A 25,906-nucleotide genomic window follows, 5' to 3' on the forward strand; every position below is an offset into this window, starting at 1 on the left:
AATATGAATGATTCACTACTTCAACTATTTATTCAATTAATTAGTTCTCAAATTGGCTTACAAATTCGGTCACAAGACCGAGGTACTGTGTGTCAAAAACTTGTGGACAGAATGAAACTTTTACAAATAGAAAAACCCGATAAATATTATCAAATTTTAAATTCTAAAAGCTTTGATAGTCAAAAGGAATGGCGCGAATTAGTATTGCTTTTGACAACGGTAGAAAGTTATTTTATGCGCGATCGGGGACAATTTGATTTATTGAAAAGAGTGATTTTGCCTGAATTAATAGCTCAGAAAAGAAACTTGCAAAATACCTTGGGAATTGTGCCGACACTCCGACTATGGAGTGCGGGATGTTCCACTGGTGAAGAACCTTATTCTTTAGCTATTTTGTTAAAACAATTGATTAGCGATTGGCCTCAATGGAAAATATTAATTTTAGGGACTGATATAAATGAAAAAGTAATCGAAAAAGCCCAACAGGGAGTATACAGCCCTTGGTCCTTTCGCTTGGTAGACCCCCAAGTACAAAAACAGTATTTTAATCAGCGACAAATTGAATGGGAAATAAGTCGAGAATTGCGTCAAAGTGTAAATTTTAACTGTGTAAATTTAATCGCCGACGAATTTCCTAATATTTACAAAAATATTTATAATATTGATTTAATTTTGTGTAGAAACGTTTTTGTTTATTTTGAGCATCAGTATATTTCACTGGTACTGAAAAAATTTGCCAAGACTTTGAGACCCGGAGGATATTTAATGACCGGTCACGCTGAAGTGCACGGTCAAATTATGAACGAGTTTCTACCCAAGGTTTTTCCGGAGTCCATTGTTTATCAGCGTCGAGATCCATTACCGGGGGAAGGCTCTCAAAATGAATCTTGGAACTTACAGCAACTCAAGTCCTCCCTTGAGAGATCAGGAAATTCTGGATTCGTTGACGATCGCAATTTCCTAGGACGAGCAACGAAATCAGCTAATTTTGCTCAGGGGTCTTTTTCAGAACTCACTCCCCTGTTAACAGAATCTAGTCCCCTGGGAAAAATGCTGAGAAATCGCTATTTAGTCGGAGATTTAACCGAAAGAAAAGCGGCAAAAGCACCCAATAAGGAATTGAATCAACCCCAGGAAAAAACCGCTTCAATATTGATTGAAGAAGCCAAGAAAAATTTTAAAAATAAAGCTTATGCAGCAGCCATTTCTCAAGCCAAAGAATCTCTTAAAATGCAGTCTTATAATTTTGATGCAGATTATTTATTAGCTCAAATTTATGCAAATCTAGGTAAGTATTCTCAGGCGATCGAACACTGCCAACGAGCTAGTAAAGTTGATGCAATGTCGGTTTTTCCTTATTATTTACAAGCTCAAATTGCCGAAGAACAGGGAAAATTAGAAACAGCTAAGCAGTTTCTTAAGAGAATAATTTATCTTTGTCCATCTTTTATTTCCGCTTATTTAGACCTGGGCAATATATACCATAAAGAAGGCCAGATAACCAGAGCCATGAAAATGTATAATTCATCCTGTGAAATTCTTGGAAAATTACCGCCCAATACTCCGATCGACCAGCAGGGCAAAATGACGGCGAGCCAAGTTTTGTTACAACTTAAAAAAAAATTGGTAAGATTGTACGGTCAACAAAATTTATGCACTGGTAGCTAACAACAGGGTTCCTCTATAAACCAGTCCTTCCCTAATATCTAGTCCCGTGGAATATTTATAATGCTCGATCCCTCTCCTTCGCTGTGCCCTATACCTTTGTCCCAAATAGTTCAATATGGAAACTAAACCGTATCTTATTTTTGAACAGAACGGTTTTCTCTACGGTGTAGAAGCCTGCTGTGTTCAAGAAATTTTCTTTCTGCCGGAGTTGACGCCAATTGCAGAAGCGCCTCAAGATATTGTTGGGGCGATCGACCTTCGGGGTGAAATTCTGCCTGTGATGGATCTGAATCTCCGTTTTGGATACGTTTGGCAGGAGTATACTGTGACAGATAGTGCGATCGTCATAGAGTGGCAAGAATGGAAAGTCGGTATCATTGTCAATCAAGTTCGCGAAGTTAAAGAAATCTCAGAACATACCACCACTCCCCAGCTATCTTATGGGCGAGACGAAGGCGTCGCCTCCCATCATTTTGTCGCTGGATTTGCCCGCTGCGAAGCCGATATTATCATGCTACTCAATCTCGATCGCCTAATTCGATATTCTGCTGAAAAAACAGAAGAAAGCTTACCTATTTCTGTTAGCGATGCAGATGGTGAAGAAACAGCACCAGAGGCAGAAACTGAAAATCTACCCTGGTATATCAAGGCAAAATTATTGAGTGAAAATGCGAAATTTTTAAGCAAGCATCAGATTTTTTGCCCCCAGGCTACGCCGGAAGAAAGGGCAATTTTTAAATCACGGGCTGACAATTTGAGGCGACAAGGCGAGGGGGACAATTCAGCCGTAATTAATATATCCGTGGCCGTGTTTACTTTGAATGGTGAATACTTTGGTATGGAGCTAGATGTAGTCCGCGAATTTACTGACATTCGCCAAGTAACCCCGATTCCTTGCACCCCAGATCGCATAATTGGCAATATGAATTTACGGGGAGAAATTTTAACCATAATGGATATTCGCAATGTTTTAAATATTTCTTTAAATATGCCTGATCCCACCAATTATCCATCTCAGGCGATCGTTGTGCAAGTAGCAGATTTAGTGACTGGTATAGTTGTAGACGAAATCTTAGATATTGTATATTTAAGAGTCTCAGAAATTGCAACTGTTCCCGCGGCACTGCATTCAGCTAACCGCGAATATCTACGAGGTACAGCTCTTTACGGAGGAAAAATGATGGCGATTCTGAATTTGGAAAAACTCCTCAGCAAAGGAGGAGTCATTGTTGACGAAGAGGTTTGAATTAAAAAAATCTCCCAAATCGGTTTTAAAAACTATATTTCACTAAAGAAGATAATTTGGTATTATAAATATTGATTAAGACTTACGCAAAACTTCTGCCCAAGGGTGTAATCGGGGGTCTTCCCCCTACTATTGCCCCGTCAGCATTAATACTGCGTAAGTGCTGTTAAATCCCGGAGAAAAATATGTTTGCTATCTTAAAAAAATTAAATATTAGAAATAAAATGTTGATAGCCTATGTAGCGCCCGCAGCTATCTACTTAGGTCTACCCATCCTAGTTTATCAAACCACCAATCAGGTATTGAATAGTTTTCAAGAAGTAGAAAGAATAGAAAATGTGATCGGACTAACCAACAATATTTCCGCAGGAACAGAGCAAATGGTACGGGGATTACGGGGGTATTTAATTAATCAAAATCCGCTGTTTTTAAATGATTTTAAAACAGGTGCAGAATTGGCTCGTCAGTCTGCTAATAATGTGGAGCCCATCATTAAAAACCCTCAACAGAAAACTCGTCTACAGAAGATGCTAAGTCTCAGCAACGAATATTATAATAATTCTAACCAGATAATTAATTTATTGCAAGCCAATAAAAAAACTGAAGCCCTGGTAATATTTAACACAGGAAAACACACAAAATTTGTGAATGAATTTGTCGAAATACATAGACAGTTTAGCGAACTAGAATCAGACTTAATTAAAAAAGAGACAAATAAAACGAAGGACTCTTTGATATTTTTAATATCGGTATTGGTAGTTAGTTGTGGGTTTTTAGTCCTGTTAGGTGGGGTTATAGCTTGGGTGATTTCGTCAGGAATTGCCAGAACTATCGATCGCGCAATTAGCTCGATCGCCATTTCTTCCAGCGAGATTGCAGCCACCATCGAAGAACAGGAACGGATGGCTAGTCAACAAGCCGCTTCAGTCAATCAAACTACGACTACAATGGACGAACTGGGTGCGTCTTCCAGGGCGACAGCACAGCAGGTAGAAACAGCAGCGATGCAAGCAATGCAAGCTTTGAATTTAGCTGGAGGTGGCACAAAAGCTGTAGCACAAACTTTAGAAGCAATGGCAACTCTCAAAACCAAAGTGGAGGATATGCAAGGACAAATTATGCAATTGAGCGAACAAACCGATCGCATTGGTAATATTTCAACTTTAGTGAGCGATTTGGCTAATCAGACTAATATGTTAGCACTCAATGCCGCCGTGGAAGCCGTGCGGGCGGGGGACAATGGCAAGGGGTTTGGTGTTGTGGCCTCAGAAATTCGCAAACTGGCCGAGCGCAGTAAAAAATCAGCAGCCCAAATTAATCTATTAGTTGCAGATATTCAAAGAGCGATTAATTCAACAGTAATGGTCACAGAAGAAGGGACTAAAACAGTAGAATTTGGGGTGAATATTGCCTCAGAAACCGCCGCTGCATTCGCCGGGGTTGCCAATGCAATTAACAATGTAGTCATGAGTTCTCAGCAGATTTCATTGAATGCCAAACAACAAGCGATCGCGATCGAACAAGTGGTGGAAGCTATGAACTCCCTGAATCAAGCCGCAGCTCAAACAGCTTGCGGTATCAGTCAAACTAAAATCGGGACTAAAAAATTGAATGAAGCAGCCTTAGACTTGAAAGCAGTTGTGTAAGATATTTCTAATTTATGCCCCACCCTGACCCTGTGTAATTCATGATATTTTTTAATTATGAGAAATTCAAAAAAATGCCAAATATATCCTTAAGAATTAAAGCGATTGCATTTGCTCTCGCCCTCGGTACACTTCCAGCTATCTTAACGGGAGCCATAACTTTTTTCTTTGCCAATCAGAACCTAAATAATTATGTAATTAAATATCAAGAGTCACGAGCCGTGGCCATAGCCCACGATCTCAGTAATTTTGTTTTTGAAAGGTACTTAGATGTTCAGGAGCTAGCTAATTTAAGTATACTGAACGATCCCAGAGTCAGCGAAACTACTTCCAAGAGCCAAAAACAAGCTCTGTTAGATAAATATGTAAAAAAAGGGGAAGGTTACGACAGCATTGCCATCGCCGATCTTCAGGGAAATACTATTTTACAATCCAGCGGAGAGCCAATTATAGATTTGGGAAAACGGGATTATTTTCAGGAAGTAGTTAAAACTAATCTTCCCACGATAGTGCAACCGAGAGAATCATTTATCACTGGCAAATACTCTATTTTTGCTGCGGCTCCTGTAGTCGAAATTAATACAGGAAAAACTATCGCAATTCTGAGAAGTCGCACGCCCATAACATATTTAGAACAGGCTTTTCAGGAAAACAAAGAAAAATTAATCAGAGACTCCGAAGGACTAGAAGCAGATGAGTATCATTTAATTGATGGCAATGGCAAGTTTTTTTCTGCCACCGAAATCGAACATCTGGGCAGAGAGGCACGTTCAGACTATAGTGTTTTTGCGACAATGCAGGCCGCCAATAAAATCAACAGTCTCATAGACATCGATAAGATTCGCGGAGGACAACAACTGCTGACTTATGCTCCTATTGAAATTGAAAAATCAACCAATATGCCGAAATTGGGTTGGAGTGTCCTGATTGCCAATGATACAGACAACGTATTTGCTCCCCAAAAACAATTGCTATTTGCTCTGATAGGAGGAGTTGGACTAACTGCTGCTGTTGTCAGCGCCATGGCAACTTTTGTCGCTAGTCGAACTACCAGATCAGTGAATAAAATTGTGCGGACGATCGCCTATTCTTCCTCACAGATTGCTGTCACCGTCGAACAACAAGAACGTATCGCCAGTCAACAACTATATGCTGTGGAGCGAACTGTTAGTACAATGGATGAATTGGGTGAATCAAGCAGGGCTTGTGCTTCCCAAGCAGAAGCCGCTGCTCTGGGAGCCAAACAAGCTCTCGCGCTCACCACCGGAGGTAGTCAAGCAGTACAGAATACCCTCAAAGAAATGGCAAATTTGAAACAAAATGTTGCAGCAATTGAAAAGCAAATTTTGCTTTTGAGCGAGCAAACAAGTCGCATTGGTAATATCTCTAGTTTAGTTAGCGATTTAGCCAATCAAACAAATATGTTAGCGATTAATGCTGCCATCGAAGCCTGGAGGGCTGGTGAAAGTGGCAAAGGATTTGCAGTTGTTGCTACAGAAATTCGGCAATTGGCAGATTTAAGCAAGGAATCTGCTAGCAAAATTAATGCTTTAGTTGCCGACATCCAGACATCAATTAGTTCCACAACCATGGTGACGGATGATGGAGCAAAAACCGTGGATAGTGGAGTAAAAATTGCGCGAAAAACTGCCGATGCCTTTGCTGGTGTAGCACAGGCGATCGATCGCATTGTTTTGAATAGCCAACAAATTTCTTTTACTGCGAAAGACCAGGCGATCGCCATTCAGGATGTAGTTCATGCCGTTAATTCTCTCAACCTCGCCGCCCAGGAAAATGCCACCGGCATTTCTCAAGTCAAACTCGGAATCGAACAGCTTAATAAAGCCGCCCAAAATCTCAAATCATCAGTGTAATCAGTAGTCAAAATTCACCCGTCATTTCCAACCAATTAGCCCTTTCATATTCCCCATTACTAATGATTAAAAAACTTTTCACAAAACTCCAGTACCGACTGCTAATACTCTTAATTTTAAGTACCTTAATTCCCTTATTGATTGTGGGTTTTTATGGGGTTTATTCCTCCACTGCCGCCCTGAAATCTTTAGCATTATTAAGTCTTGATGAAAGTGTTAAATCTAGCGGTAATCAAATGATTAATAAATTTGAAAATTTTAGTTATGATATTTTATTTATCGGCAAATCTTCCCCGATCCAGGGTATTATTAGAGCGAGGGAGGGCAATGGAGTAGACAGAGAAAGTAATTCAACTTATCAAAATTGGGTCGAGCGAATGCAAATCATCTTTTCATCACTGATGGAAGTCAAGCCCTATTATATGCAATTGCGTTACATAGACGAAAAAGGTAACGAACTTGTTCGTGTAGATTCTGATGGTAAAAATATTAAAATTCTTCCGGATAACCAATTACAAAATAAAGCAGAGAGAGATTACTTTTATTTAACTATGAAACTCAAACCAGGAGAAATATATGTCTCCCAACTTAATCTCAATCAGGAATACGGCAAAATAGAAATTCCTTACAAACCAACAATTCGCTACGCTACTCCAATTTTTGATACCAAAGGACAAAGAAAAGGCATTTTGATTGCTAATGCTCTGGGTCAAAGTCTGATTGATATTGCTAAAGAACTCAAGCATCAAGATGCAGACCAAGTTTTTATGTTAAATCAAGATGGTTACTATATCCACCATTCAAATCCTGAGAAAGAATGGGGTTCGGAAATAAAAACCGATGAGAATTTGCACAAAGATTATTCAGAAGATATAGTTAATCAAATACTTTCCGGGGGTCAAGGCAATGTCGAACTCAGCGATAGAGTAGTTAGTTATTATACAATATTTCCCATCAAAGACAACAAGCAAAGATTTTTTGTAATTGTCCATCAGGTAGACAAAAATTCCCTATTTGATTCTATTTTATGGTTCAAAATAATAGGAACGCTAGTTACTATATTATCCCTAGGTACTGTGCTGCCTTTAGGACTTTTAATACTACAAAATCTGGTGAAATTAATTCAGGTTTTGGTATACCAAATATCTTCATTTTCCCTAGAAATAGTATCTAATATGAATGAACAAGAACAAATAGTTGGTCGTCAATTTGTCTCAGTGAAAGAAAGCACTACAACTTTAGAAAATTTGGCCCTGTCTTCTTACCAAACGGTGGAGCAAGCTGAGGCGGTTGCGACTGCTGCTCGCCAAGCTTTAAATCTCGTGGAACAAGGTACGGAAATGGTAGAGCAAACTCTCGATCAAATGCTACATCTTAAAGAAGCTGTGGTGGTAATTTCCCAGCATAATCATCGACTCGATGACAGTACAAGTCAGATTGGAAATATTTCTAGTTTAGCAAGTTTGGTGAGCGATTTAGCTAGCCAAACCAATATTTTAGCTCTCAACGCAGCCGTCGAAGCAGTCAGAGCCGGCGAGTACGGTAAAGGTTTTGCAGTGGTAGCCAGCGAAATTCGTAAGTTAGCAGATGAAAGTCAACAAGCAGCGCAGAAGATTAATGGTATTATTCCAGAAATTAAGAGCGCGATCGCCTCGACGGTGAAAGCCACGGAAGATGGCAAAAAAACCGCAGCAGCAGGGGTGAAAACAGCACGAGATACGGCAGAAGCTTTTACGGGTGTCAGGGAAGCTTGCAATCTCGTGTTTACGAGCAACCAGCAAATTTCTTTTAATATTAAACAGCAGGCGATCGCGATTCAGCAAGTAGGTGATACCATGAATGCTCTCAATCAAGCAGCATCTCAAACAGTCAGTGGGATTTCTCAAGTCAAAATTGGCACTCAAAAACTTAATGAAGCTGCATTAAATCTCAAGTCTGTAGTGTAGTAAGTTGTCAATTCCCAATTCTCAATTCCCCATTCCCCATTCCCCATTCCCAATTCTTAAAAATAGCTATGATAATTGAAGATGAAGAACTCCGAGATGTATTTAAAATTGCTAGTGAAGAACACTTGCAGAAACTCGATGACGGATTGCTGTATTTGGAAGAACACCCAGGGGATGCCGCTAAATTAGAAGAATTACTGAGAGAAACCCATTCTCTCAAAGGTGATGCGGGGATGCTAGGAGTAAAAAGTGTGGCATCTTTAGCTCATCAAATGGAACATATTTTGGGAGGTGTCAAGCGCGGAGAAACTCAACTAACTTCAGATATTAGCGATCGACTTTCCCAAGGTTTAGAAGCCATCCGCAAGCTAGTTGACGAAGCTGTAACGGGCGAAGATTCGGGAGTTAATACATTTTACATCCTCGCTAGCATGATGGGTGCTTCTAGTCAACCACAACCACAAGTTACTAGCCCCATAGTAGAAGCAGCATCTTCAAAATCACCAGAATCAGAAAACCCCTTGGTAGAAACCCCAATTACTGAGCATTCTACCACAGAAATAGAAACAAGTATTGAAACTTCAGAAGTCGTTAATTTAGAAAATAATTATTCTTTTTTACCTCTACAATCCGAGCAAGAATTGCTGCTGCAAGCTCAAAACTTGCCTACCCCTTCGGTGTCAAATGCTTCGGATTCACCATCCCCTGCCACCGCCTTATCCACCTCATCTTATCGTATAGAAACCATTCGCGTTGCTACCCAAAATTTAGATGATTTAATGACTCAAGCTGGGGAACTTACTGTCACCAAAACTCGACTGGGACACCGAGTGGCAGATATCGAACAAATTACGACTTTGTGGGAAGAGTGGAGTCGAGAATATTTTGTCACTAGCTTGACTTTTCATCAGATACAAATAGATGAAAACAGGATGAAAGAAAATGATAAATTCATGCAATTGCAGAATTACTGTCAACGTACCCAAGAACGTTTAGAACGGCTTGGCATTTTAGTCAACCGCTTGAAAAATTTAGTGTATGAAGATACGGCGAGACTTGAAATAATTGCCGAGGAACTAGAATCAGGAATTCGCACTCTCAGACTGCTGCCTTTATCTACTATTTTTAATTTATTTTCTAGAACTGTAAGAGACTTAGCAAAACGGGAAGGTAAAGAAGTTGCCTTAGTGATTGAAGGAGGCGAAACTACAGCAGACAAACGCATTTTAGAGGAAATGAAAGACCCTTTGATGCACATGATTCGGAATTCGATCGACCACGGAATTGAAACTGTTGCAGAACGCAAAAAAGTTGGCAAACCTCCTGTGGCAACTCTCCGTATAAAAGGTTATTCTATAGCCAGTAACGTGATTATTGAAGTGGCTGATGATGGTCGAGGACTAAATCTTGAGCGTATTAAACAAACGGCAATCAAACGTAATATTTGTACCTTAGAACAACTGGCAGTTATGACCACAAGTCAAGTGCAATCTTTGATTTTTGCTCCTGGTTTTTCGACCAGAACATTTGTGACTGAAGTATCGGGACGTGGGGTTGGTTTAGATGTAGTCCGTACTAATGTTGAAGCCTTGAAAGGTACTATTCAAGTGGATTCTTTGCCGGGACAAGGATGCACTTTTAGATTGCAACTAAGTACGTCTTTAGCTACAGCGAATGTATTGATTGTCGTAGTTGAAGACATTGCTTATGGTCTGCCACTAGAGTTTGTAGAAACAGCACAATTAGTTTCTTTTTCTGATATTTTTGCTATGGAAGGTAGGGAAACTGTACTTTTAAAAGGTCAGCCTCTGTCAGTGTCTCACCTGAGAGATTTACTGGAATTAAATAATCAAACCTGGATGCAAAATCGGGCTGGTAAAGAGGAAAATTGGAACGAAATTTACCCCCATACACCCAAGGAATTTATGGGTTCAAATTCGGGAAAAATTCCTTGTATTATTTTAAAGATAGGAGAGGAAAGATTGGGATTATTTGTAGATGCTTTAATAGACGAACAGGATGTGGTGATTAAACCTCAAAGTAAATTACTAAAAAGGGTGCGAAATGTTTCCGGTGCAACAATTCTTGGTAACGGGGAAGTTTGTATGGTACTGAATCCCCAGGATTTGATAAAATCGGTACGCAAGCAAGTTTTGTCGCGTACTATTGCTGGTTTGCGATCGCCCATGGAGACTGCCAGCCGAAAACAAGTTATACTTTTAGCAGAAGACTCGATCGCCACCCGCACTCAAGAAAAACGCATCCTGGAAAGTGCAGGTTATGAAGTGGTGACAGCCGTAGATGGATTGGATGCGTTCAATAAATTAAAAACTCGCAATTTTGATGCGGTGATTTCTGATGTGCAAATGCCAAATTTGGATGGTTTGGGACTGACTGTTAAGATTCGTCAGCAACAAAAATACAGTGATTTGCCGATAATTTTAGTGACTTCTTTGGCTTCGGATGAAGATAGAAAGAGAGGTGCTGATGCCGGGGCAAATGCTTATATTCCTAAAGGTACTTTTAATCAAGATGTGTTGGTAGAGACTTTAAAAAGGTTAGTTTAGTCATTAGTCATTAGTCATTAGTTATTAGTTAGTAGTCAACAGTTATTAATTATTAGTCATTAATTATTAGTCATTAGTCAACAGTTAACAGTTAACAGTTCACAGTTAACAGTTAACAGTCAACAGTTAACAGTTAACAGTTAACAGTCAACGCCCTAGGCCCAATTAATTCCCCATTCCCCTAAAAACTGATGTTATCGCCTATTAAAGTATTATTAGTTGAAGATTCTCCAGTAGTGACGATCATCCTCAAACGAATTTTTGACTCCTCCCCAGAAATCAAAGTTGTCGGTACTGCTTGCAACGGATTAGAAGCACTAGAATTAATCCCAAAACTTCAGCCACAAGTCATCTGTACCGATTTAAATATGGCACCGATGAACGGGTTAGAATTTACCCAAGAAGTAATGAAGAAATATCCTCTACCAATTTTAGTCATCAGTGCTTCCGTGCAAGCCGATGATACTCATAATGTATTTCAACTGTTAAAAGCAGGTGCATTGGATGTTTTTCCCAAACCGATGGGCGGGTTAGCGTCAGATTACGATCGCCTTACTAATCAATTAATCGCTAAAATTAAAATCCTGTCAGGAGTGAAAGTATTTACGCGGCATCAAAAACTCGTACCCACCGAACCTATTAACAAAAATTTCAAAAAAATTAACCCATTACCAGTTTCTCTTTACCAATTTTCCCCAGAAAATGTCAAATCTCCCACTATTAAACTATTGGCTATAGGGGCTTCTACAGGCGGGCCACAGGCATTGCACGGGATTATTTCTAAGCTTCCGGCTAATTTCCCCGTGCCTATAATTTGTATCCAGCACATTAGTGAAGGTTTTTTGCAAGGATTAGTTGATTGGCTGGGCCATGAATCGAAACTACCTGTTAAGATAGCTGCTTTTGGGGAATTGCCGCTGGCGGGGAATATTTATTTTTCACCGGAAAAAGTTCATTTAGAATTGGACTCTAAAGGGCGATTTGTTTATTCAGAAGCTCCTCCTGTCGGTGGACACTGCCCTTCTGTAACAGTGACATTTAAGTCAGTAGCTAATTTTTATAATCGCGCTGCTGCGGCGGTGTTGCTGACAGGTATGGGCAGAGATGGTGCTGACGGAATGTTGGCGATCGCCAAAGTTGGTGGTTTGACAATAGCCCAAGACGAAGCTACCTCTGTTGTCTTCGGGATGCCCAAGGAGGCGATCGCCCTAGGTGCTGTCCAACAGATTCTGCCCATTAGCGCCATCGCTCCTTTCCTGTTGGCTAAATTTAAAATTTAGAACTTATTGCTTGATAAATTTATGAATTACCTCGCGTAACATATCGGCATCAAAGGGCTTAGTTAAATACTCCGTTGCTCCAGCCAAGCGCCCCTGTACCTTATCAAAAGCTCCATCTCGCCCTGTCAGCATGACGATGGGCAAGTTCTGAAACTGAGGTAAACTACGCACGGTGCGGCAGAGTTCCAATCCGTCAATACCGGGCATTGAAACATCCAGTAGCAAAACCGCAACTTGTTCGTGATAAATAGTTGACAAAGCATCCACCGCATTGTCAGTCACCAGCACCCGAAACTCTTTGCTTAAAGCCTGTTTGACCAATCCTTGCATTACCGCGCTATCATCAACAGCCAGAATAGTTGGTAAGCTGCTACTTGCAGACATATTCTTCTCCCCAATCTATAATCTATTTATACTTCTTTCAAGAAGTATGCAACATAATTTCACTGTTTCATTTTTGAGTTTTCCCCAGAGGGACTAACTGCCAATGCTTTGCTATCCCGATTACTTGTGAGTTGTTACCGCTACTGGCGCGTCGGATGCGCCAATGTGGCTTGGGAGCATTCATCCGCCTTGTGCGACTGACTCGCCTTCACCGCCAGCCCTAATTTCGACCGATGCACCAGAGGGTGAATGATATCGCTTCCAACGAATTTTACCAACTATTGTTACTAAATTTAACACGTTAAAATTTTTCCACTGAATTTTCTAGCTGTACTTCAGCAGGCATCATGGCTAGGAGTAGGACACTGGTATTGTGACACACTCTCAGGATTTTAATCTACCAGTGTGACAACGCCGATCGCTGATATAAATACGTTAGAAAAAATTTATACTGAATGAATAAACTAAATCTAAGTAACGATCTCAGTCCCCCAACTCCCAATTTCCCACATATCTCTAAACCAGGCACAATGATCCTAGATGCCACTAGGCTACAGTCTGCCCAAACCACAATCTATGCCTTTTAATTCTGTTCTCTATTGATAATTCTTAGCAAAAGCAACTCAACGGGCAGTTACACATGAAAGCACCCTTGCCTTTTACGAAAAAAGTGTTAAAGCTCCAAAATATAGACCTGTATCAGATCCTGGGATCTGCTTCGGAGGCTTGTTTCGATGATTTGGCGGGCTTAGCTGCTCAGATGACTCAGAGTTCTATGGCTGTTGTGAGTTTGAATGACTCTAACGGCCACTGGCTCAAGTCTCAGGTAGGTCTCGATCGCACTTTTACCCACCACTACCTCAATTTTTGTGCCCTCGCGATCAGTCAAAACCCTCAAGAGTTCGATCGACTCTCCGCATCTCACTCCGAAGTTAGCATCATCCGAGACGCTGCCACCGATCCCCGATTTGCCAGTCATCATCTAGTCGCCTCTGACCCTTTTGTGAAATTTTACGCCGGAGTGCCGATCGTCACCAAGGACGGAGAAATGCTGGGAATCCTCTCGGTCATGGATACCGTACCGAAAGACTTGACAAAAGAAGCAATAAATGCTGTGGAAGCTTTGAGTCGGCAAATTGCTACTCTGGTGGAACTGCGTTGCCAACTAGCCCAAGCCCAGGAACATGGCACTAAGCTAGAACCAACCAAGGAGGATTCAGGAGAATTACCGGAATTAGAGCGATCGTCTGTGGACGAATTCTTCTCTGGCGTACAGAAGCCAGAGGAAGCTACAAAGATATTTGGCACCAAAAATCTCTCTGTGTTTGGTGAGGGTGGGACATCAATTTATCCGTGGGAAACGGCCATCATCGACCAGCAGCAAGTAGAAATAGCGCTCCGAGAAAGCCAAGAGCGATCGCGCCTGTCCACGTTGCAAGCTCAAGTGGGTACGACCCTGGGACAAGGTGGGACTATACCGACGATGCTCAAGGGCTGCATCGACGCCATAGTCAAACACCTAGACGCCACAGCGGCGAGCATCTGGACCTTGAACCGGCAGACCGATCGACTAGAATTGCAAGCTGCTTCAGGACTGAGCAATCCAGCCTGGGAATTGGAAATAGAGGAGTGGATGCGAACAGAACCAGGAAAACTGTCCACAGCCCCCCTGTGGCTGCTGTCGATGCCATCTGCGATCGCAAGCGGTCTGATTGTGGAGAAGCGACTGGTGGGAGTGATGGCCCTGTGCTGCCGCCATGCAACCACGGAGGGAACCCTAGAGGCGATCGCCTCCATGGCTAACGTGATTGCTGTGGGGATCGATCGGGTGAAAGCTCGCGAAGAATTGTTGAGTAGGCCCGAAGGTTTGCTGTTTGGTCTCGCCAGCCAAATGCGAAACTCCCTGGACCTCGACAAAATTTTAGATACTGCCGTCAACCAAATTCGTAACTTATTACAGATTGACCAATGCTACTTTTTATGGTACTCAGTCTCACCCCAGAACCAGGAGAGCTTTGCGATGACCCACGAGGCGGCAAATCCAGAGTTGAAGGACAGACTAGCAGATTACCCGATCGCCCAAATCACGCTCCTGGGTGAAAAAATTCGTCACCGCCAACCGCTGAGGATCGGCGATGTGGCAAATACCACCTGCATTGAGCCGCCCACCCAAGCTTTTTTGGCAGATTTGGGGATTGCGTCCAAGCTGCTGCTACCGCTCAAGACTCGCGCCGGTCAAATGGGAGCAATTGTTTGCAATCACTACAGCAACCGCCGGGAGTGGTCCTGGAGCGAAGTAGAATTGCTGCAAGCGGTGGTAGACCAACTGGCGATCGCGATCGACCAAGCCGAACTTTATGCCCAAAGTCGCGCCACTGCCTTAGCCGCTCAAACTCAAGCCCGCCAACTAAGCGAAACATTGCTGAATTTGCAGCAAAAAGAAGCTCAACTCATCCAAAACGAAAAAATGTCCTCTCTCGGTCAAATGGTGGCCGGTGTCGCCCACGAAATTAACAATCCGGTAAACTTTATTTACGGCAACTTGACTTACTGCGAGCAGTACATGAAAGATCTGCTGGATTTGCTGCGCTTGTACCAAAAACACTACCCCGAACCCTGCGCCGAAATTCTCCACAAGAGCGAAGAAATTGATGTGGATTTCGTCATCCCCGACTTGCTGAAAATTTTGTCTTCCATGGAAATGGGAGTCGAACGCATCCGTAAAATAGTCGTTTCTTTGCGGAACTTCTCGCGACACGACGAAGGCGAGATGAAGCCCGTGGACATTCACGAAGGCATAGATAGCACCTTGCTGATTTTGAACAGCCGCTTGAAATCCAACGGGCAGATTTCTCCCATTGAAGTAGTCAAAAATTACGGCGAGTTGCCAAAGGTGGAGTGTTACCCCAGTCAACTCAACCAAGTATTTATGAACGTGATCGGCAATGCGATCGACGCCTTGGAACATCAGCCCACACCCAAGAAGATCGAAATTTCGACGGCGATAGTGGGAACCGACTCCCAGGAAACATCCTGGGTCAAATCCAGCGGTCAATTTGTGCTGATTCGGATTCGGGACAATGGCCCAGGATTGACAGAAAAAGCCAAAGGTCGCTTGTTTGACCCATTTTTTACCACAAAGCCTGTGGGTAAGGGAACTGGACTGGGCTTGTCGATCAGTTATCAAATTGTGGTAGAAAAACACTCCGGGAGCTTGGAGTGTATCTCACAAACAGGACAGGGAGCGGAGTTCAGGATTAAAATCCCGATCGCTCTCCCCTCTGTGAGCAAGACTTGAACAAGAGCGGGCGATCGTCTTCCAGACAAATTTTCAAATTTTTTTGTCAAACCCCTTGACAAATTCCGGCATCCCAATGGTAAGATAATAAAGGTTAAGACATTGGGGCGTCGCCAAGTGGTAAGGCAGCTGGTTTTGGTCCAGCCATTCAGAGGTTCGAATCCTTTCGCCCCAGTTAAATCATAAATAAACAATAAAGAAGCAGAATGAAAAGTACATAACTTTTCAAGGGCAGACACCATGCCTACCCCACAATGATTTTATTGCTGAATATTATTTTTGGGGATTACGAGTATTCAGGCGATCGAAAATCGATCGCGAAATTGCCGGAAATATGGTTTCATCCTTGGCATAGGCCGCATCGTCAGCGAAAACGACTAAGATATAAATCGCTCGATCGTCTAAAGTCCTGACAAACGCCACTTCGCTGCGACACTTGGAAGTATAACCCACTTTAGAACCAAAATAAATATTAGTTGGCAAAGATTCCCCAAGAAATCCCTGTATTGAGTTACTAGGGTCATTTTTCCAAGCCTTGGGGTCTAAATCTCGCGTCAGCAAGTAAGCCATTTTGCGACTGGCGATGCTGGAAACAGCTTGTCTGGTATAAATTTCATACATTAATCTGGCTCCTTGATCGGTAGTTACTTGATTCCGAATTGGCTGAGCCAGGTCTCCTTGCAACTGCAATTCCCGACCTGTAGGCTGTTCTTGATTTAAATAATATATTGGATAATTTTTGGTGGTTAAACTAATATTTTCATAACCAGATGATTGAAAAAATGTATTAATTTGATTCCTTTTTTTTAGCCAATTTTCCCAGCTTTCTCCTGCTAGTTTGTCCCCGGATTCTGTATCGGTAATATTGTCTAAAATTCGGCTAGCTGCGTCGTTGTTGGAAACACGAATCATTTGTTCTAAATCGGAAGTAAAAGCCGATTCTTTTTCAGCGATCATGCCTTTTTCCATGGCTGAGTAAAAGGCCGCCATCCAAAATAATTTAGCCACGCTAGCGGGAAATCTCAGGGTTTGATTTTGATATCCGGCGAAGGTGTGGGCTTGGGAATTGCTGACATCCACCAAGCTAATTGATAGTGGTTCTACGGGTAATCCTTTGGAGACCGCAATCTGCACTGCTTCATCAACAATAACTTGCAATTCTTGAGAATAAACTGGATTGGGCGGTGTTTTGATATTATAGGTGAAGCTACTATCGGAATTGGAGTCTACTACATTTTCTGGTGTGGAAATTGTCGGTGGGGCGATCATCTCTTGAGGCGAGATTATAGGCGGTTCCATGGGACGACGACCTCTAAATGGTAGTGTGACGATCCAACCGATCGCGATCGCCCCTAGAATTAAATACAGAATATTGCGATATTTTAACCGAGCCCAAGTCGTTCTCCGTCGGCGACGGGACTTGAATGGACGCTGATTAGTTGGGCGTCCTGGGCTGGTACGTCCTTTGGTGGTTGGGCGTCTGGGGGAGATAGGGCGGCGGCGTCGGTCTACTTGCATTACAGTGGTGTGGTATCAAACTCGCAGGATTAGTGTATAATGAAGCGGCCTCTAAATGACAACTGTGTCGATCGACTCAGTTTTTGCCAGTTTTCAATGTTTTATGGGCTGATTGATAGTTCTGGTAATTGTAAAAATCTCAGGATAGCACTCCGTTGAAACAACATCCATTGAAAAATATGAGAAATTTTTGGGGGCTGGCTGTTTTGGGATTAACAATAGTTGGCGTTAGTAATTCTTTGATACCTTCGGTTGTGGTATTTGTCCCCCAATCTGCTGCTGCTGAACCTATTGTCCATCTACAAACAGCCAGACGCAACGCGGATCTGTCGCCAGAGTTTACAGAAGCAAGCCCAAATGTGGAGGTAACAAACCAGCCAACTATTTTCAGTAGCAGTAGTTGGTTTTGGGAATTAAAAAATTTACCCCAAATTTCCTACACTCAATTGCTTGACTTGTTGGTCAGACAACCTGATGCCAATCATATTACTACAGAAACCGTTGCAGATCCTGAACAAATAGCACGTTTTGAGCGGGTTGTAAAGTATGCAAAACAACAAAATTTGCAGGCTCGCCCCATGGGAGAAATTGTACAGGCGATCGGCGATTATTTTCTCGGTCAACCCTACGCTGAGGGTTTGTTAGATAAATCCGGGACCGAAAAATTAGTCATCACTTTAGACAAGTTTGATTGCGTCTTATTTGTCGAAACTGTACTGGCGATCGCACGGGGTGTGGCCGCCCAAGATTACGATTATCCAAATTTTGTAAATAGGATTGAGTCTCAGCGCTATTTAAACGGTAAAATTAACGGTTATTGCAGCCGGTTGCACTATTTTTCGGAATGGATAAATGACAATCAAAAACGCGCAAATGTAGAAAATATCACAGCCAAGTTGGGAGGAGTACCTCTTGATAAAAAACTCAATTTTATGAGTCAGCACCGCAGCAGTTATCCCCAAATGCGGCAGGATGAAGCTACTTATCAGTGCATTGTTAACATTGAAACTGATTTGGCTAAATCTACAGTTAATTACATACCAAAAAATCAGATTAAAAATATTTATTCTGATTTAAAACCAGGGGATATTGTGGCGGTAGCTACGGATGTGAAAGGATTGGATGTCACCCATACTGGCTTGGTTTATCGAAATGCGGACGGGAATCTGGGTTTGATTCATGCTTCGCCGGCGGGACAGGTGGTTGTTGCTTATGACTTACACCGATATATTGGCCGGGTTGAAAGTGCGATCGGGATTGTGGTGGCTAGGGCGATCGATCCGAGGCAAAATGGAGTCAGATTAAACGAACCGCGAAGGCGCTAAGAACGCGAAGGAAGAGAGAGAAGAGACAGATTAAGATGTTGTTCTTTCTTCGCGCGATAGGGCGATCGATCCTAGGCACAATGGAGTTAGATTAAACGAACCGCGAAGGCGCTAAGAACGCGAAGGAAGAGAGAGAAGAGACAGATTAAGATGTTGTTCTTGCTTCGCGTTATGATGGTGTTTGCAGTTGACTCCTCAAATTTGATGTCAATTGACAATTTCGCTACGAGATACTTTACTATTTCTCGCAGGATTTGCTGTTAATTCGGGCGGTGAGGCTGGAACTGTTCCCCATTCACTCAAAAAGCCTTTTAACAATACTTCTTGTTGAGTGCGAAATACTTCGACATTAGCGCCCCCATTCATAATTACAAACCAGACAGTTTGTTGTTTCTGGGTTGGTAATGCTCCCCCTAAAGCACTGACATTATCCAAAGTTCCTGATTTGATTACTGCTAGTTTTGGTAACGGCCTTTCTGACAGTATCCCTTTGTCTTTTCCTACTACGGTTAAAACATCGGCAACTGTCATATTATAAGGTTGAAGATAGCGTTCTAATGCTAAAAATAAACCGCAGGCGGCGCGAGGCGAAATCCGGTTGTCTTCGCTTAAGCCGGAACCGTTGACAAGTTGAATTTCTGCGGGGGGAACTCCTGTTGCTGCTGCTGCTTGTTGGGCGACTATTTTTGCGCCACCGACACTATCGGCTAACATATCTGCCATCAAATTGTTGCTGTACTGGTTCATTTTTTTGATGAGTTCAGCTAGGGGCAAAGAATAATGTTTAACTAAAGGTTTTACGCTGTCGGGGACTGCGGGCAAAACTTTGACTGTGCCCTCAATTGTTACTTGCGGTTTGGGGGTGTTGGGAGGCAGTGTTTGATGCTGGGCTGCTGGTTCGGCAGACCATATTTGGCTGTTCAATCCTTCTTTGAGCAGTTCTCCTGATTTCAGAGGGTTTGATTCAAAGTTCATGTAAAATTTATCGGCTATGATGAGGTTGCCAGTTACTCGTTTGATGCCTTTTTGATTTAGGGTATTTCCTAGGGCGATCGCCTCTTCCCACACAAAAAATGGATCTTGGCTTCCTTGGATAATTAAGTCGCCTTTTAATACGCCGTTTTCGATGTTTCCGGTAGTGCCAATTAAGGTGATAAATTCATGTTCTGGTCCGAATTTTTGTAGGGCTGCGAGGGATGTTGCTACTTTGGTAATTGAAGCGGCGGGCAGAGGTTTTGTGCCTTGATGATTTGCTAGTAAGGTGTTGCCGGATTGTATCCAAATTCCTTGGTTTTCTTTGGCAAATCCTTGGGATGTTAAGCTGTTGAGGTACTGTTGGATTTTGCTGTTTGTGGTGGTTGGCGGATTTTCGGCAGAGACTATTAATGGTCGATCGACTTTAATCGGCGATGGCGAAGCTGCGGTGACAGGAGTGGGAGATGAAAGTTCGGGGGATGGAGTGGCTGCACATCCACTCATCAGTGTCATTAGCGTGATCGACTTTAAATAGCGCGTTTTCAGGATTATTTGAATTTGCATCTGCTTTTTTTAATAGGACTTACATATAAATATCAAAGAAACCGGGTTGTTTACTCCTAGTTGAAGGCTGTGTAGGGGCAACCGGGTGTGGGATTGCCCCTACCAAAATTTGTGAAATTTCTCGATCGACTGGTCTATCCAGCCAAACTACCTATACTTAAGGGTACCATCTCGCCGTGGGTGGTCAGTCCTAATAACATCGGCTCATTGGGTCGGATCAATTTTCCTGTAAGGGCGCAGCGCTCCTCCTGCTGTGCTGTGGCATCAATGCTGGCTCGAATATCCGATCGCGAAAACATCTGGCGATACTCTCCAGACTTCTGCTGCACGTAATTCCAGAGCAAATCTCGAATCAACGCTTGATAGCCTTGATTTCCTGCGAGTTCTTTGAGTCTTTCTTTGAGATCCCTCTCCAGTCGAATGCTGGTAACTTCCATTTCGGTGGTTGAAGTTCTAGGTAGGGTATGCATATTTTTTTCTCCGTGACGGGGTGGACATATGTGTAATATCAGTGTAGTATGTTTACAGCTAGATTTAAACCTCTCTTAGGACTTTCCGCCTTCTGTGAAATTTCTCCCCCCCTACTCCAACTATCAACCCAAGTGCGATCGCCCCGAAGATCGTCCCCAATCCTCACGGTGCCACGTCAGGACTGGATTTGTGGTGGTAACAGAAACGTCGTTGACTGGCGAGAGCCTGTTTAAAGGCAGTTATATTGGATTAGGACAAGTTGCAGAAATTAATCATAAAGACCTAGGCCGAGACGGTCTGGAAGTGGCACAGCCACAGGGAAATGTGCGAAGCGGGAGGTACTGCTAAACGACAGTACCAGGATAGGATGAAAATTTGCCTTTAGCAGTTTTTCTAGCCCCCGCTTTCCACTAAGAGAAGCGGGGGCTTTTGATGAGAAATGTGACAGATTCCCTGATATCAAATCCTCTTTTCATCGTCCTGTATTAAACTCTCTCTTCTCTTCCTTCGCGTCCTTAGCGCCTTCGCGGTTAAATCATTCCGATACAACCGGAATTGATATGATGTCTCAAATCTTAAATTGACTGACTTCGGGAACTAGCCAGAAATGAGATTTCGCCACCATTGGCGATAAATCTCATATCCCAATCCAACATCCAAAATTGATGAGGAGAAGCAAGCCATGACTGTAGCAACTGATGTATTAAGGCAATCTGTAGTGGTTTTTTCTAAAAATTATCTGCCGATGAGCCGTGTCAACATCAAACGGGCGATCGTACTTTTAGTCACTGGCAAAGCTGAACCTCTCGATTTTACTACTGGCAATGGCTGGTTGGTGCGATCGCCCAGCACAGCGATTCATGTACCCGAACACATCCGTTTAACTTTGGCAGACAGGGAACGTCTTTGGAAAGTGCCCCCGGTGAATCGCCGGGAAGTATTGCGCCGGGATGGTCATTGTTGCCAATACTGTGGTAGTAACAAGCGTTTGACCTTGGACCATGTGATGCCTCGCTCCAAGGGTGGTTTGCATACCTGGGACAACGTGGTGGCTGCTTGCGAAGGGTGTAATTCTCGTAAGGGCGATCGAACTCCCATAGAAGCTGGAATGCCTCTGCGGGCTAAGCCAAAGGCTCCCATGCACCCTACTGTTGCTTTTGCCGAAATGTTTTGGCATGAACATCAAATAGGTGAATAGGGCAATGGGCCGGGGGGTCAGGGGGGTTCCCGATTCCCGATTTCAAATTTTCAATTCCAAATTTTAAGGCTGTCAATATGCTGAAGTTGACTTACACTGAAACGGGCTTTAACCTAGAGCGTTTGGCTCAATCTCCCGAACAGTTGGTGGCGCTGCGAGTTGTGCTGGCTATGCGAGTTGGTCAAAGCATTAGCGTCGAACCGAGCACTGCGGCGTTTTTGCTGCCGGCAAATTTACCAGCGCTGTCTTTGCTAGAATCGGAAGTCCGCGCCGACGGCAGTGGTACGATCGCCCTTTGTGTTGCTGATGCTGAATATGTAGAAGTAAGTTTGCGCGGTACATGGATTGGAACAGAGTCTGAGGACGCTGATGGGGTGTTTGTGACTGTTCTGGGCGATCGTGCGGAGTTCTTGTTACTCAAACTCTGGCTGGAAACTCAACCTGTTAATTCGATTGTCGAGGAAGTCGGCGATTGAAATTAAAGGCAGAATTCGCTCTGTTAAACCTACAAACGATGATTGTTCAGGGGCCGTGCCTTTCTTTGTCGGCCCTCCTCATATAAAATCCTCTCTTCTCTTCCTTCGCGCCCTACCCTACGGGAACGGCTTCGCCGAACGCGCCTTCGCGGTTAAATCATTCCGATACAACCGGAATTGATATCATCCAGGATTTTGGATGTGTTTCAGGGATTGGGGCAGCCACTATGCGCTGCCTCTACAATAGCAATGTTACAGCCCTGCCCATCACGGTGTATAAATGATATTGAAGTAAATCCCTGAATCTTGAAGATTGTCTCCGCGATCGCTAATTCTCACCAAAGGCAAAGCGTATTCTAAGCGGACATTCACTCGCGGTATCGGTTCCCAAAGTACACCCAAACCCAAACCAGCTAAAAATGTCTGATTGGTTAATTTATTAGGATTATTGGGAACATTCCACACTGTCCCAGCATCAAAAAACGGTGCTAATTGAAGTTTGGGAATACCCGAAGCATCCCTCTTTAAAGTAATCCGATCTTCAATGGAAAATCGAACGCCATTATCGCCAGAACGGACATTTTGGCGATAGCCTCGCAAAGATTGTCCTCCACCAATTACAAATTGCTGGGAAGATAACAAACTATTAGCTGATAACTGCAAGTCTGCTTGCACAATTAATAAATGTTGGTTGTTCAATCGCTGTACCCGCTGCACTTGACCTAGCCAACTCAAAAATTGCCCGTCGGGCACAGAACCTTCGTTGCTGGTGGCGTCAAGCAAGCTAGTGCCGATCGTAAATTGCGATCGCAGGGCCCAGGCACCTTGGGGGTCGCGCCGAATGTAGTCTTGTCCCAGTTTAATTGCTGTCGTAGTGCTGACACCGTTGGAGTCCGGGCCCATACCAAAAGGAGTCGGTTTCCCCGCCACGAAAGTGCGGCCTGTTTGATAAGTTAAACCCCCAGATAAGGCAAATTCTTCGATGGGCGATCGCACTAAGGGCTGGCGATAGCTAACTTCAAATAAATGGGATTTTCCCGATATATCAAAAGCGTCAAAAGGTGCTTGCACGATACTATTCCGATTCGGTGCAGCCCTCAGTTGCAAAGTACCATTCATCGCATTCAGCGGGATGCGGTAGCTAAAATCAAATACGTCTGAATCGCCGATCGATCGGTAATAAGCTGCCGCCAGTTCATCGCCATTTCCGGTGATATTCCGGTGGCGTAAACTGACTCCCAATCTTTCAGAACCGACGCTCGGAGGCGAGTAATTGTCAATACTCACACTAGCTTGAAACGGATTAGCTTCCGAGACGCGAACGATGAGAATGCTCTCCCCCTCATTATCACCCGCCCGCAGTCTAGCTTCTACATTGTCAAATAAAGGATCGACTCGCAGCAGGCGCAGTTGGTCTTCTAAGGAAGCTGTGCTTAAAGGCATTCCGGCACCGAGTCTAATCCGGTTGCGGATGTAAGCTGGATGCAATCTTTTAGTTCCTTCTACCTCAATTTTGCTGAGTTTACCTTCGATTACTTGAATCTGGACTACCCCTGCGGTGATAGTTTGGGGCGGTAAGACCGCTCTGGATGTGATGTAGCCTCGATTCAGGTAAATTTCAGTAATTTTGTCGGCGACTTGTTTGAGTTGTTCTAGGGTGGCAGAACGCCCCTCTAACGGATTGACTAAGGCTTTAATTTCGTCGGCGTTTAAAATCGTACTCCCAACTACTTGAATTTTTTGAACTTGAATCAGATCCGAAGGTAGTGGCTGGGGAAGTGGCTGTGGTGATGGTGGCTGAATTTGTGGCGGTGCTGGGGGAGGTTCTGGGGAAGGTGGCTGTGTGGGTTGCAGAAAGCGATCGCGATTTGGATCTGCCCCTGTCGGTGGCGCTGGCAGATTTCTTGGCTCTGTCGGTGAATTCTGGGCTAAAAAATTATAATTTGGCTGATTTTGGGGCGGTAAATTATTGTCAGTCTGTGGTTTTATGGCGGGCAACTGAGAAATATCGGCAGTTTGGGATCTAGCTGGATGGGCATAGGAGGGAATTATCGAGACTGCACTTAGCAGTGAGGCCCCAACCCGAAACATAACAATATTGACAGTGCGACGCATAATTAATTGTTGCTGTTAAATAACTTTGTTTGCTGCTAGATCGCACCAGCCCATCTTTCAAAAAGACGTTACTGAAATATCTGTTCTCACTTTTCACCCCCAAGTCTACACCTAAAATCTTGTCAGTGGCTTTAGGTGCTTGGGGAGGAGGATCTGGTGGAATATAGCGTTGCACCAATTTTGGGCAACTGCTCGGATTTCACTTCAATCTGGCAACTCACAGTCAGGACTTATTTGAGAGTTCTACAAGTTTCACCTTTTGAACAAAAAGTTGGGTTTATTTTGGCTTTTCAAAATTTAAATTAGTTGGGACTAATGGTGCTTGGGAAATTGTGCCTAATTCTACCGAACTCAACATTTCTGACCACTGGAGTGCTAAGTTGGCATCGCTGGGAGAGGAGACGCGCAGTTGGGCTAGAGTTGCGAGGTATTCGTACCAGATACCTTGTTGGGTAAAAATGCTGAGACGATCGTGCCCGGACGATCGATCCAACTCGGTTTTCAAACTTGGGGCGAGTGCAGTACGGTTGATCCACCCGGAAACGAGAACATCTTCTTGAGAGTTTTGGGGGTTGCATTTGATCGAAAAGTACCAATGATAGTTTTTGCCCACTTCCAAGACTGGCGAAGTGCCGTCTTTGGCAAGGCTCACACTAACGATACCAGCACGGCTAGTTACCATGTGAAAACTTTTTTTGTAAATTGTCTTGTCTTTTTCGTCAGCCAACTCAAATTCGACTTTTTTGTCCACAGCTACCGGAACATAGTAAAAAAAAGTCGGTTTGGGTGAAAGGGTTCGCCCCATAGTTGATTTTGGAATCAAGGCTGTGGTGGAAGAAGGGCAATTTGAACCCCGTGTTCCTCCGCCTTCGCGCCGCCCAGGTACTCCCTGTTCGGGTGGTTGAAAATTATTCCAAGTCATTCCTATGGACTGGCTGTTGAGTCTCGTTCCGGTTTGGGAAGATAATTGAACTGTTTGCCACTGTAAGGGTTGATCTTGGATCTCAGGGCGACTGACGCTGTTTGTGGGACTGTTAAGAGCTTTTGCTGGTAGAGAGAAATTAACGGTGGCAACTGCCTCCAAAGACAGAATTAAGGAAAGGGCCACGGTATTTAGATGACACTTTGTCCAAGCCATGATTGACCAGCCTTCTGATAAACCTAGGAACTTTATCGTATGATTTTATTCTACCCAAAGTTTGTCTAGATATAGTAATCTGTTGTACTTAATTTATATCTTCAGGTAGATACTATTAATTTTGAGGATCTGACACATATATAATCCTGTGTGGCGATCGACCGTGGTAGCTTAGTATTTATACTGAGTTGGATTCATCACAACAGGTTGAGTTGAG

At 43.3% G+C, this 25,906-nt stretch carries 18 protein-coding genes and 1 tRNA gene; 13 read left to right on the top strand and 6 right to left on the bottom strand.

The features are described from left to right. Positions 1 to 3 precede the first annotated feature (3 nt). From AAFP11_RS03465 to cheB, 7 genes are all read left to right on the top strand, one after another. On the top strand, positions 4 to 1,668 hold the full coding sequence (locus AAFP11_RS03465) for a CheR family methyltransferase (protein ID WP_341735764.1): 1,665 nt from the start codon (positions 4 to 6) through the stop codon (positions 1,666 to 1,668). A gap of 115 nt (positions 1,669 to 1,783) precedes the next feature. Continuing rightward, complete coding sequence (locus tag AAFP11_RS03470; protein ID WP_341735765.1) at positions 1,784 to 2,914, top strand: chemotaxis protein CheW; 1,131 nt, start codon at positions 1,784 to 1,786, stop codon at positions 2,912 to 2,914. Between the two features lie 185 nt (positions 2,915 to 3,099). Then, positions 3,100 to 4,560, top strand: a complete 1,461-nt coding sequence (locus AAFP11_RS03475; RefSeq protein ID WP_341735766.1) for a methyl-accepting chemotaxis protein — start codon at positions 3,100 to 3,102, stop codon at positions 4,558 to 4,560. Positions 4,561 to 4,634: 74 nt separating this feature from the next. Next, positions 4,635 to 6,434 carry a methyl-accepting chemotaxis protein gene (locus AAFP11_RS03480; protein WP_341735767.1) on the top strand — a complete coding sequence of 600 codons (1,800 nt, stop codon included), beginning with the start codon at positions 4,635 to 4,637 and terminating at the stop codon, positions 6,432 to 6,434. A gap of 62 nt (positions 6,435 to 6,496) precedes the next feature. Further along, entirely contained in the window at positions 6,497 to 8,380 is a 1,884-nt protein-coding gene (locus AAFP11_RS03485; RefSeq protein ID WP_341735768.1) for a methyl-accepting chemotaxis protein, read from the top strand. 68 nt (positions 8,381 to 8,448) lie between these two features. Continuing rightward, positions 8,449 to 10,947 carry a hybrid sensor histidine kinase/response regulator gene (locus tag AAFP11_RS03490; protein ID WP_341735769.1) on the top strand — a complete coding sequence of 833 codons (2,499 nt, stop codon included), beginning with the start codon at positions 8,449 to 8,451 and terminating at the stop codon, positions 10,945 to 10,947. Positions 10,948 to 11,138: 191 nt separating this feature from the next. Further along, positions 11,139 to 12,227: a chemotaxis-specific protein-glutamate methyltransferase CheB gene (cheB, locus tag AAFP11_RS03495; protein ID WP_341735770.1), complete on the top strand. Its 1,089-nt coding sequence runs from the start codon at positions 11,139 to 11,141 to the stop codon at positions 12,225 to 12,227. Between the two features lie 3 nt (positions 12,228 to 12,230). On the opposite strand, the gene AAFP11_RS03500 is transcribed toward cheB, so the two are convergent. Continuing rightward, positions 12,231 to 12,611, bottom strand: coding sequence for a response regulator (locus AAFP11_RS03500; RefSeq protein WP_341735771.1), 381 nt, complete (start codon positions 12,609 to 12,611; stop codon positions 12,231 to 12,233). Positions 12,612 to 13,251: 640 nt separating this feature from the next. Between AAFP11_RS03500 and AAFP11_RS03505 the strand changes: the two genes are divergently transcribed. Further along, positions 13,252 to 15,909 carry a GAF domain-containing protein gene (locus AAFP11_RS03505; RefSeq protein WP_341735772.1) on the top strand — a complete coding sequence of 886 codons (2,658 nt, stop codon included), beginning with the start codon at positions 13,252 to 13,254 and terminating at the stop codon, positions 15,907 to 15,909. A 103-nt stretch (positions 15,910 to 16,012) separates the two neighbouring features. Further along, positions 16,013 to 16,084: transfer RNA gene (locus AAFP11_RS03510), tRNA-Gln, on the top strand. Positions 16,085 to 16,182: 98 nt separating this feature from the next. Here AAFP11_RS03510 and AAFP11_RS03515 read toward each other — a convergent pair. Continuing rightward, a complete protein-coding gene (locus AAFP11_RS03515) occupies positions 16,183 to 17,427 on the bottom strand; it encodes a serine hydrolase (protein ID WP_341735773.1) in 1,245 nt (414 codons plus the stop codon). Between the two features lie 179 nt (positions 17,428 to 17,606). On the opposite strand from AAFP11_RS03515, the gene AAFP11_RS03520 reads away from it, so the two are divergent. Next, entirely contained in the window at positions 17,607 to 18,752 is a 1,146-nt protein-coding gene (locus AAFP11_RS03520) for an N-acetylmuramoyl-L-alanine amidase-like domain-containing protein (protein ID WP_341735774.1), read from the top strand. Positions 18,753 to 18,959: 207 nt separating this feature from the next. Here AAFP11_RS03520 and AAFP11_RS03525 read toward each other — a convergent pair whose 3' ends face one another. Together AAFP11_RS03525 and AAFP11_RS03530 are read right to left on the bottom strand one after the other, a co-directional pair. Continuing rightward, entirely contained in the window at positions 18,960 to 20,291 is a 1,332-nt protein-coding gene (locus AAFP11_RS03525; RefSeq protein WP_341735775.1) for a D-alanyl-D-alanine carboxypeptidase, read from the bottom strand. 134 nt (positions 20,292 to 20,425) lie between these two features. After that, positions 20,426 to 20,761 (bottom strand): hypothetical protein, encoded by a 336-nt coding sequence (locus tag AAFP11_RS03530; RefSeq protein WP_341735776.1) that lies wholly within the window; start codon positions 20,759 to 20,761, stop codon positions 20,426 to 20,428. 94 nt (positions 20,762 to 20,855) lie between these two features. On the opposite strand from AAFP11_RS03530, the gene AAFP11_RS03535 reads away from it, so the two are divergent. From AAFP11_RS03535 to AAFP11_RS03545, 3 genes are all read left to right on the top strand, one after another. Continuing rightward, entirely contained in the window at positions 20,856 to 21,110 is a 255-nt protein-coding gene (locus AAFP11_RS03535; RefSeq protein ID WP_341735777.1) for a hypothetical protein, read from the top strand. 334 nt (positions 21,111 to 21,444) lie between these two features. After that, on the top strand, positions 21,445 to 21,960 hold the full coding sequence (locus tag AAFP11_RS03540; protein WP_341735778.1) for an HNH endonuclease: 516 nt from the start codon (positions 21,445 to 21,447) through the stop codon (positions 21,958 to 21,960). 77 nt (positions 21,961 to 22,037) lie between these two features. Further along, complete coding sequence (locus tag AAFP11_RS03545) at positions 22,038 to 22,436, top strand: alr0857 family protein (RefSeq protein ID WP_340519884.1); 399 nt, start codon at positions 22,038 to 22,040, stop codon at positions 22,434 to 22,436. 267 nt (positions 22,437 to 22,703) lie between these two features. On the opposite strand, the gene AAFP11_RS03550 is transcribed toward AAFP11_RS03545, so the two are convergent. Continuing rightward, positions 22,704 to 24,527 (bottom strand): ShlB/FhaC/HecB family hemolysin secretion/activation protein, encoded by a 1,824-nt coding sequence (locus tag AAFP11_RS03550; protein ID WP_341735858.1) that lies wholly within the window; start codon positions 24,525 to 24,527, stop codon positions 22,704 to 22,706. 301 nt (positions 24,528 to 24,828) lie between these two features. Continuing rightward, positions 24,829 to 25,689 (bottom strand): DUF928 domain-containing protein, encoded by an 861-nt coding sequence (locus AAFP11_RS03555; protein ID WP_341735779.1) that lies wholly within the window; start codon positions 25,687 to 25,689, stop codon positions 24,829 to 24,831. Between the last annotated feature and the right edge of the window lie 217 nt (positions 25,690 to 25,906).

It is taken from the genome of Microcoleus sp. CAWBG640 (assembly GCF_020883015.1).
In the GTDB taxonomy this organism is placed as follows: Bacteria; Cyanobacteriota; Cyanobacteriia; order Cyanobacteriales; family Microcoleaceae; genus Microcoleus; species Microcoleus anatoxicus.

Bases quoted from the DNA above. Each gene is read 5' to 3' on its own strand.
- AAFP11_RS03545 (WP_340519884.1), top strand. From the start codon at position 22,038: ATGCTGAAGTTGACTTACACTGAAACGGGCTTTAACCTAGAGCGTTTG.
- AAFP11_RS03500 (WP_341735771.1), bottom strand. From the start codon at position 12,611: ATGTCTGCAAGTAGCAGCTTACCAACTATTCTGGCTGTTGATGATAGC.
- AAFP11_RS03465 (WP_341735764.1), top strand. From the start codon at position 4: ATGAATGATTCACTACTTCAACTATTTATTCAATTAATTAGTTCTCAA.
- AAFP11_RS03470 (WP_341735765.1), top strand. From the start codon at position 1,784: ATGGAAACTAAACCGTATCTTATTTTTGAACAGAACGGTTTTCTCTAC.
- AAFP11_RS03540 (WP_341735778.1), top strand. From the start codon at position 21,445: ATGACTGTAGCAACTGATGTATTAAGGCAATCTGTAGTGGTTTTTTCT.
- AAFP11_RS03505 (WP_341735772.1), top strand. From the start codon at position 13,252: ATGAAAGCACCCTTGCCTTTTACGAAAAAAGTGTTAAAGCTCCAAAAT.
- AAFP11_RS03555 (WP_341735779.1), bottom strand. From the start codon at position 25,689: ATGGCTTGGACAAAGTGTCATCTAAATACCGTGGCCCTTTCCTTAATT.
- AAFP11_RS03520 (WP_341735774.1), top strand. From the start codon at position 17,607: ATGAGAAATTTTTGGGGGCTGGCTGTTTTGGGATTAACAATAGTTGGC.
- AAFP11_RS03515 (WP_341735773.1), bottom strand. From the start codon at position 17,427: ATGCAAGTAGACCGACGCCGCCGCCCTATCTCCCCCAGACGCCCAACC.
- AAFP11_RS03475 (WP_341735766.1), top strand. From the start codon at position 3,100: ATGTTTGCTATCTTAAAAAAATTAAATATTAGAAATAAAATGTTGATA.
- AAFP11_RS03490 (WP_341735769.1), top strand. From the start codon at position 8,449: ATGATAATTGAAGATGAAGAACTCCGAGATGTATTTAAAATTGCTAGT.
- AAFP11_RS03485 (WP_341735768.1), top strand. From the start codon at position 6,497: ATGATTAAAAAACTTTTCACAAAACTCCAGTACCGACTGCTAATACTC.
- AAFP11_RS03530 (WP_341735776.1), bottom strand. From the start codon at position 20,761: ATGCATACCCTACCTAGAACTTCAACCACCGAAATGGAAGTTACCAGC.
- AAFP11_RS03480 (WP_341735767.1), top strand. From the start codon at position 4,635: ATGCCAAATATATCCTTAAGAATTAAAGCGATTGCATTTGCTCTCGCC.
- AAFP11_RS03550 (WP_341735858.1), bottom strand. From the start codon at position 24,527: ATGTTTCGGGTTGGGGCCTCACTGCTAAGTGCAGTCTCGATAATTCCC.
- AAFP11_RS03525 (WP_341735775.1), bottom strand. From the start codon at position 20,291: ATGCAAATTCAAATAATCCTGAAAACGCGCTATTTAAAGTCGATCACG.
- cheB (WP_341735770.1), top strand. From the start codon at position 11,139: ATGTTATCGCCTATTAAAGTATTATTAGTTGAAGATTCTCCAGTAGTG.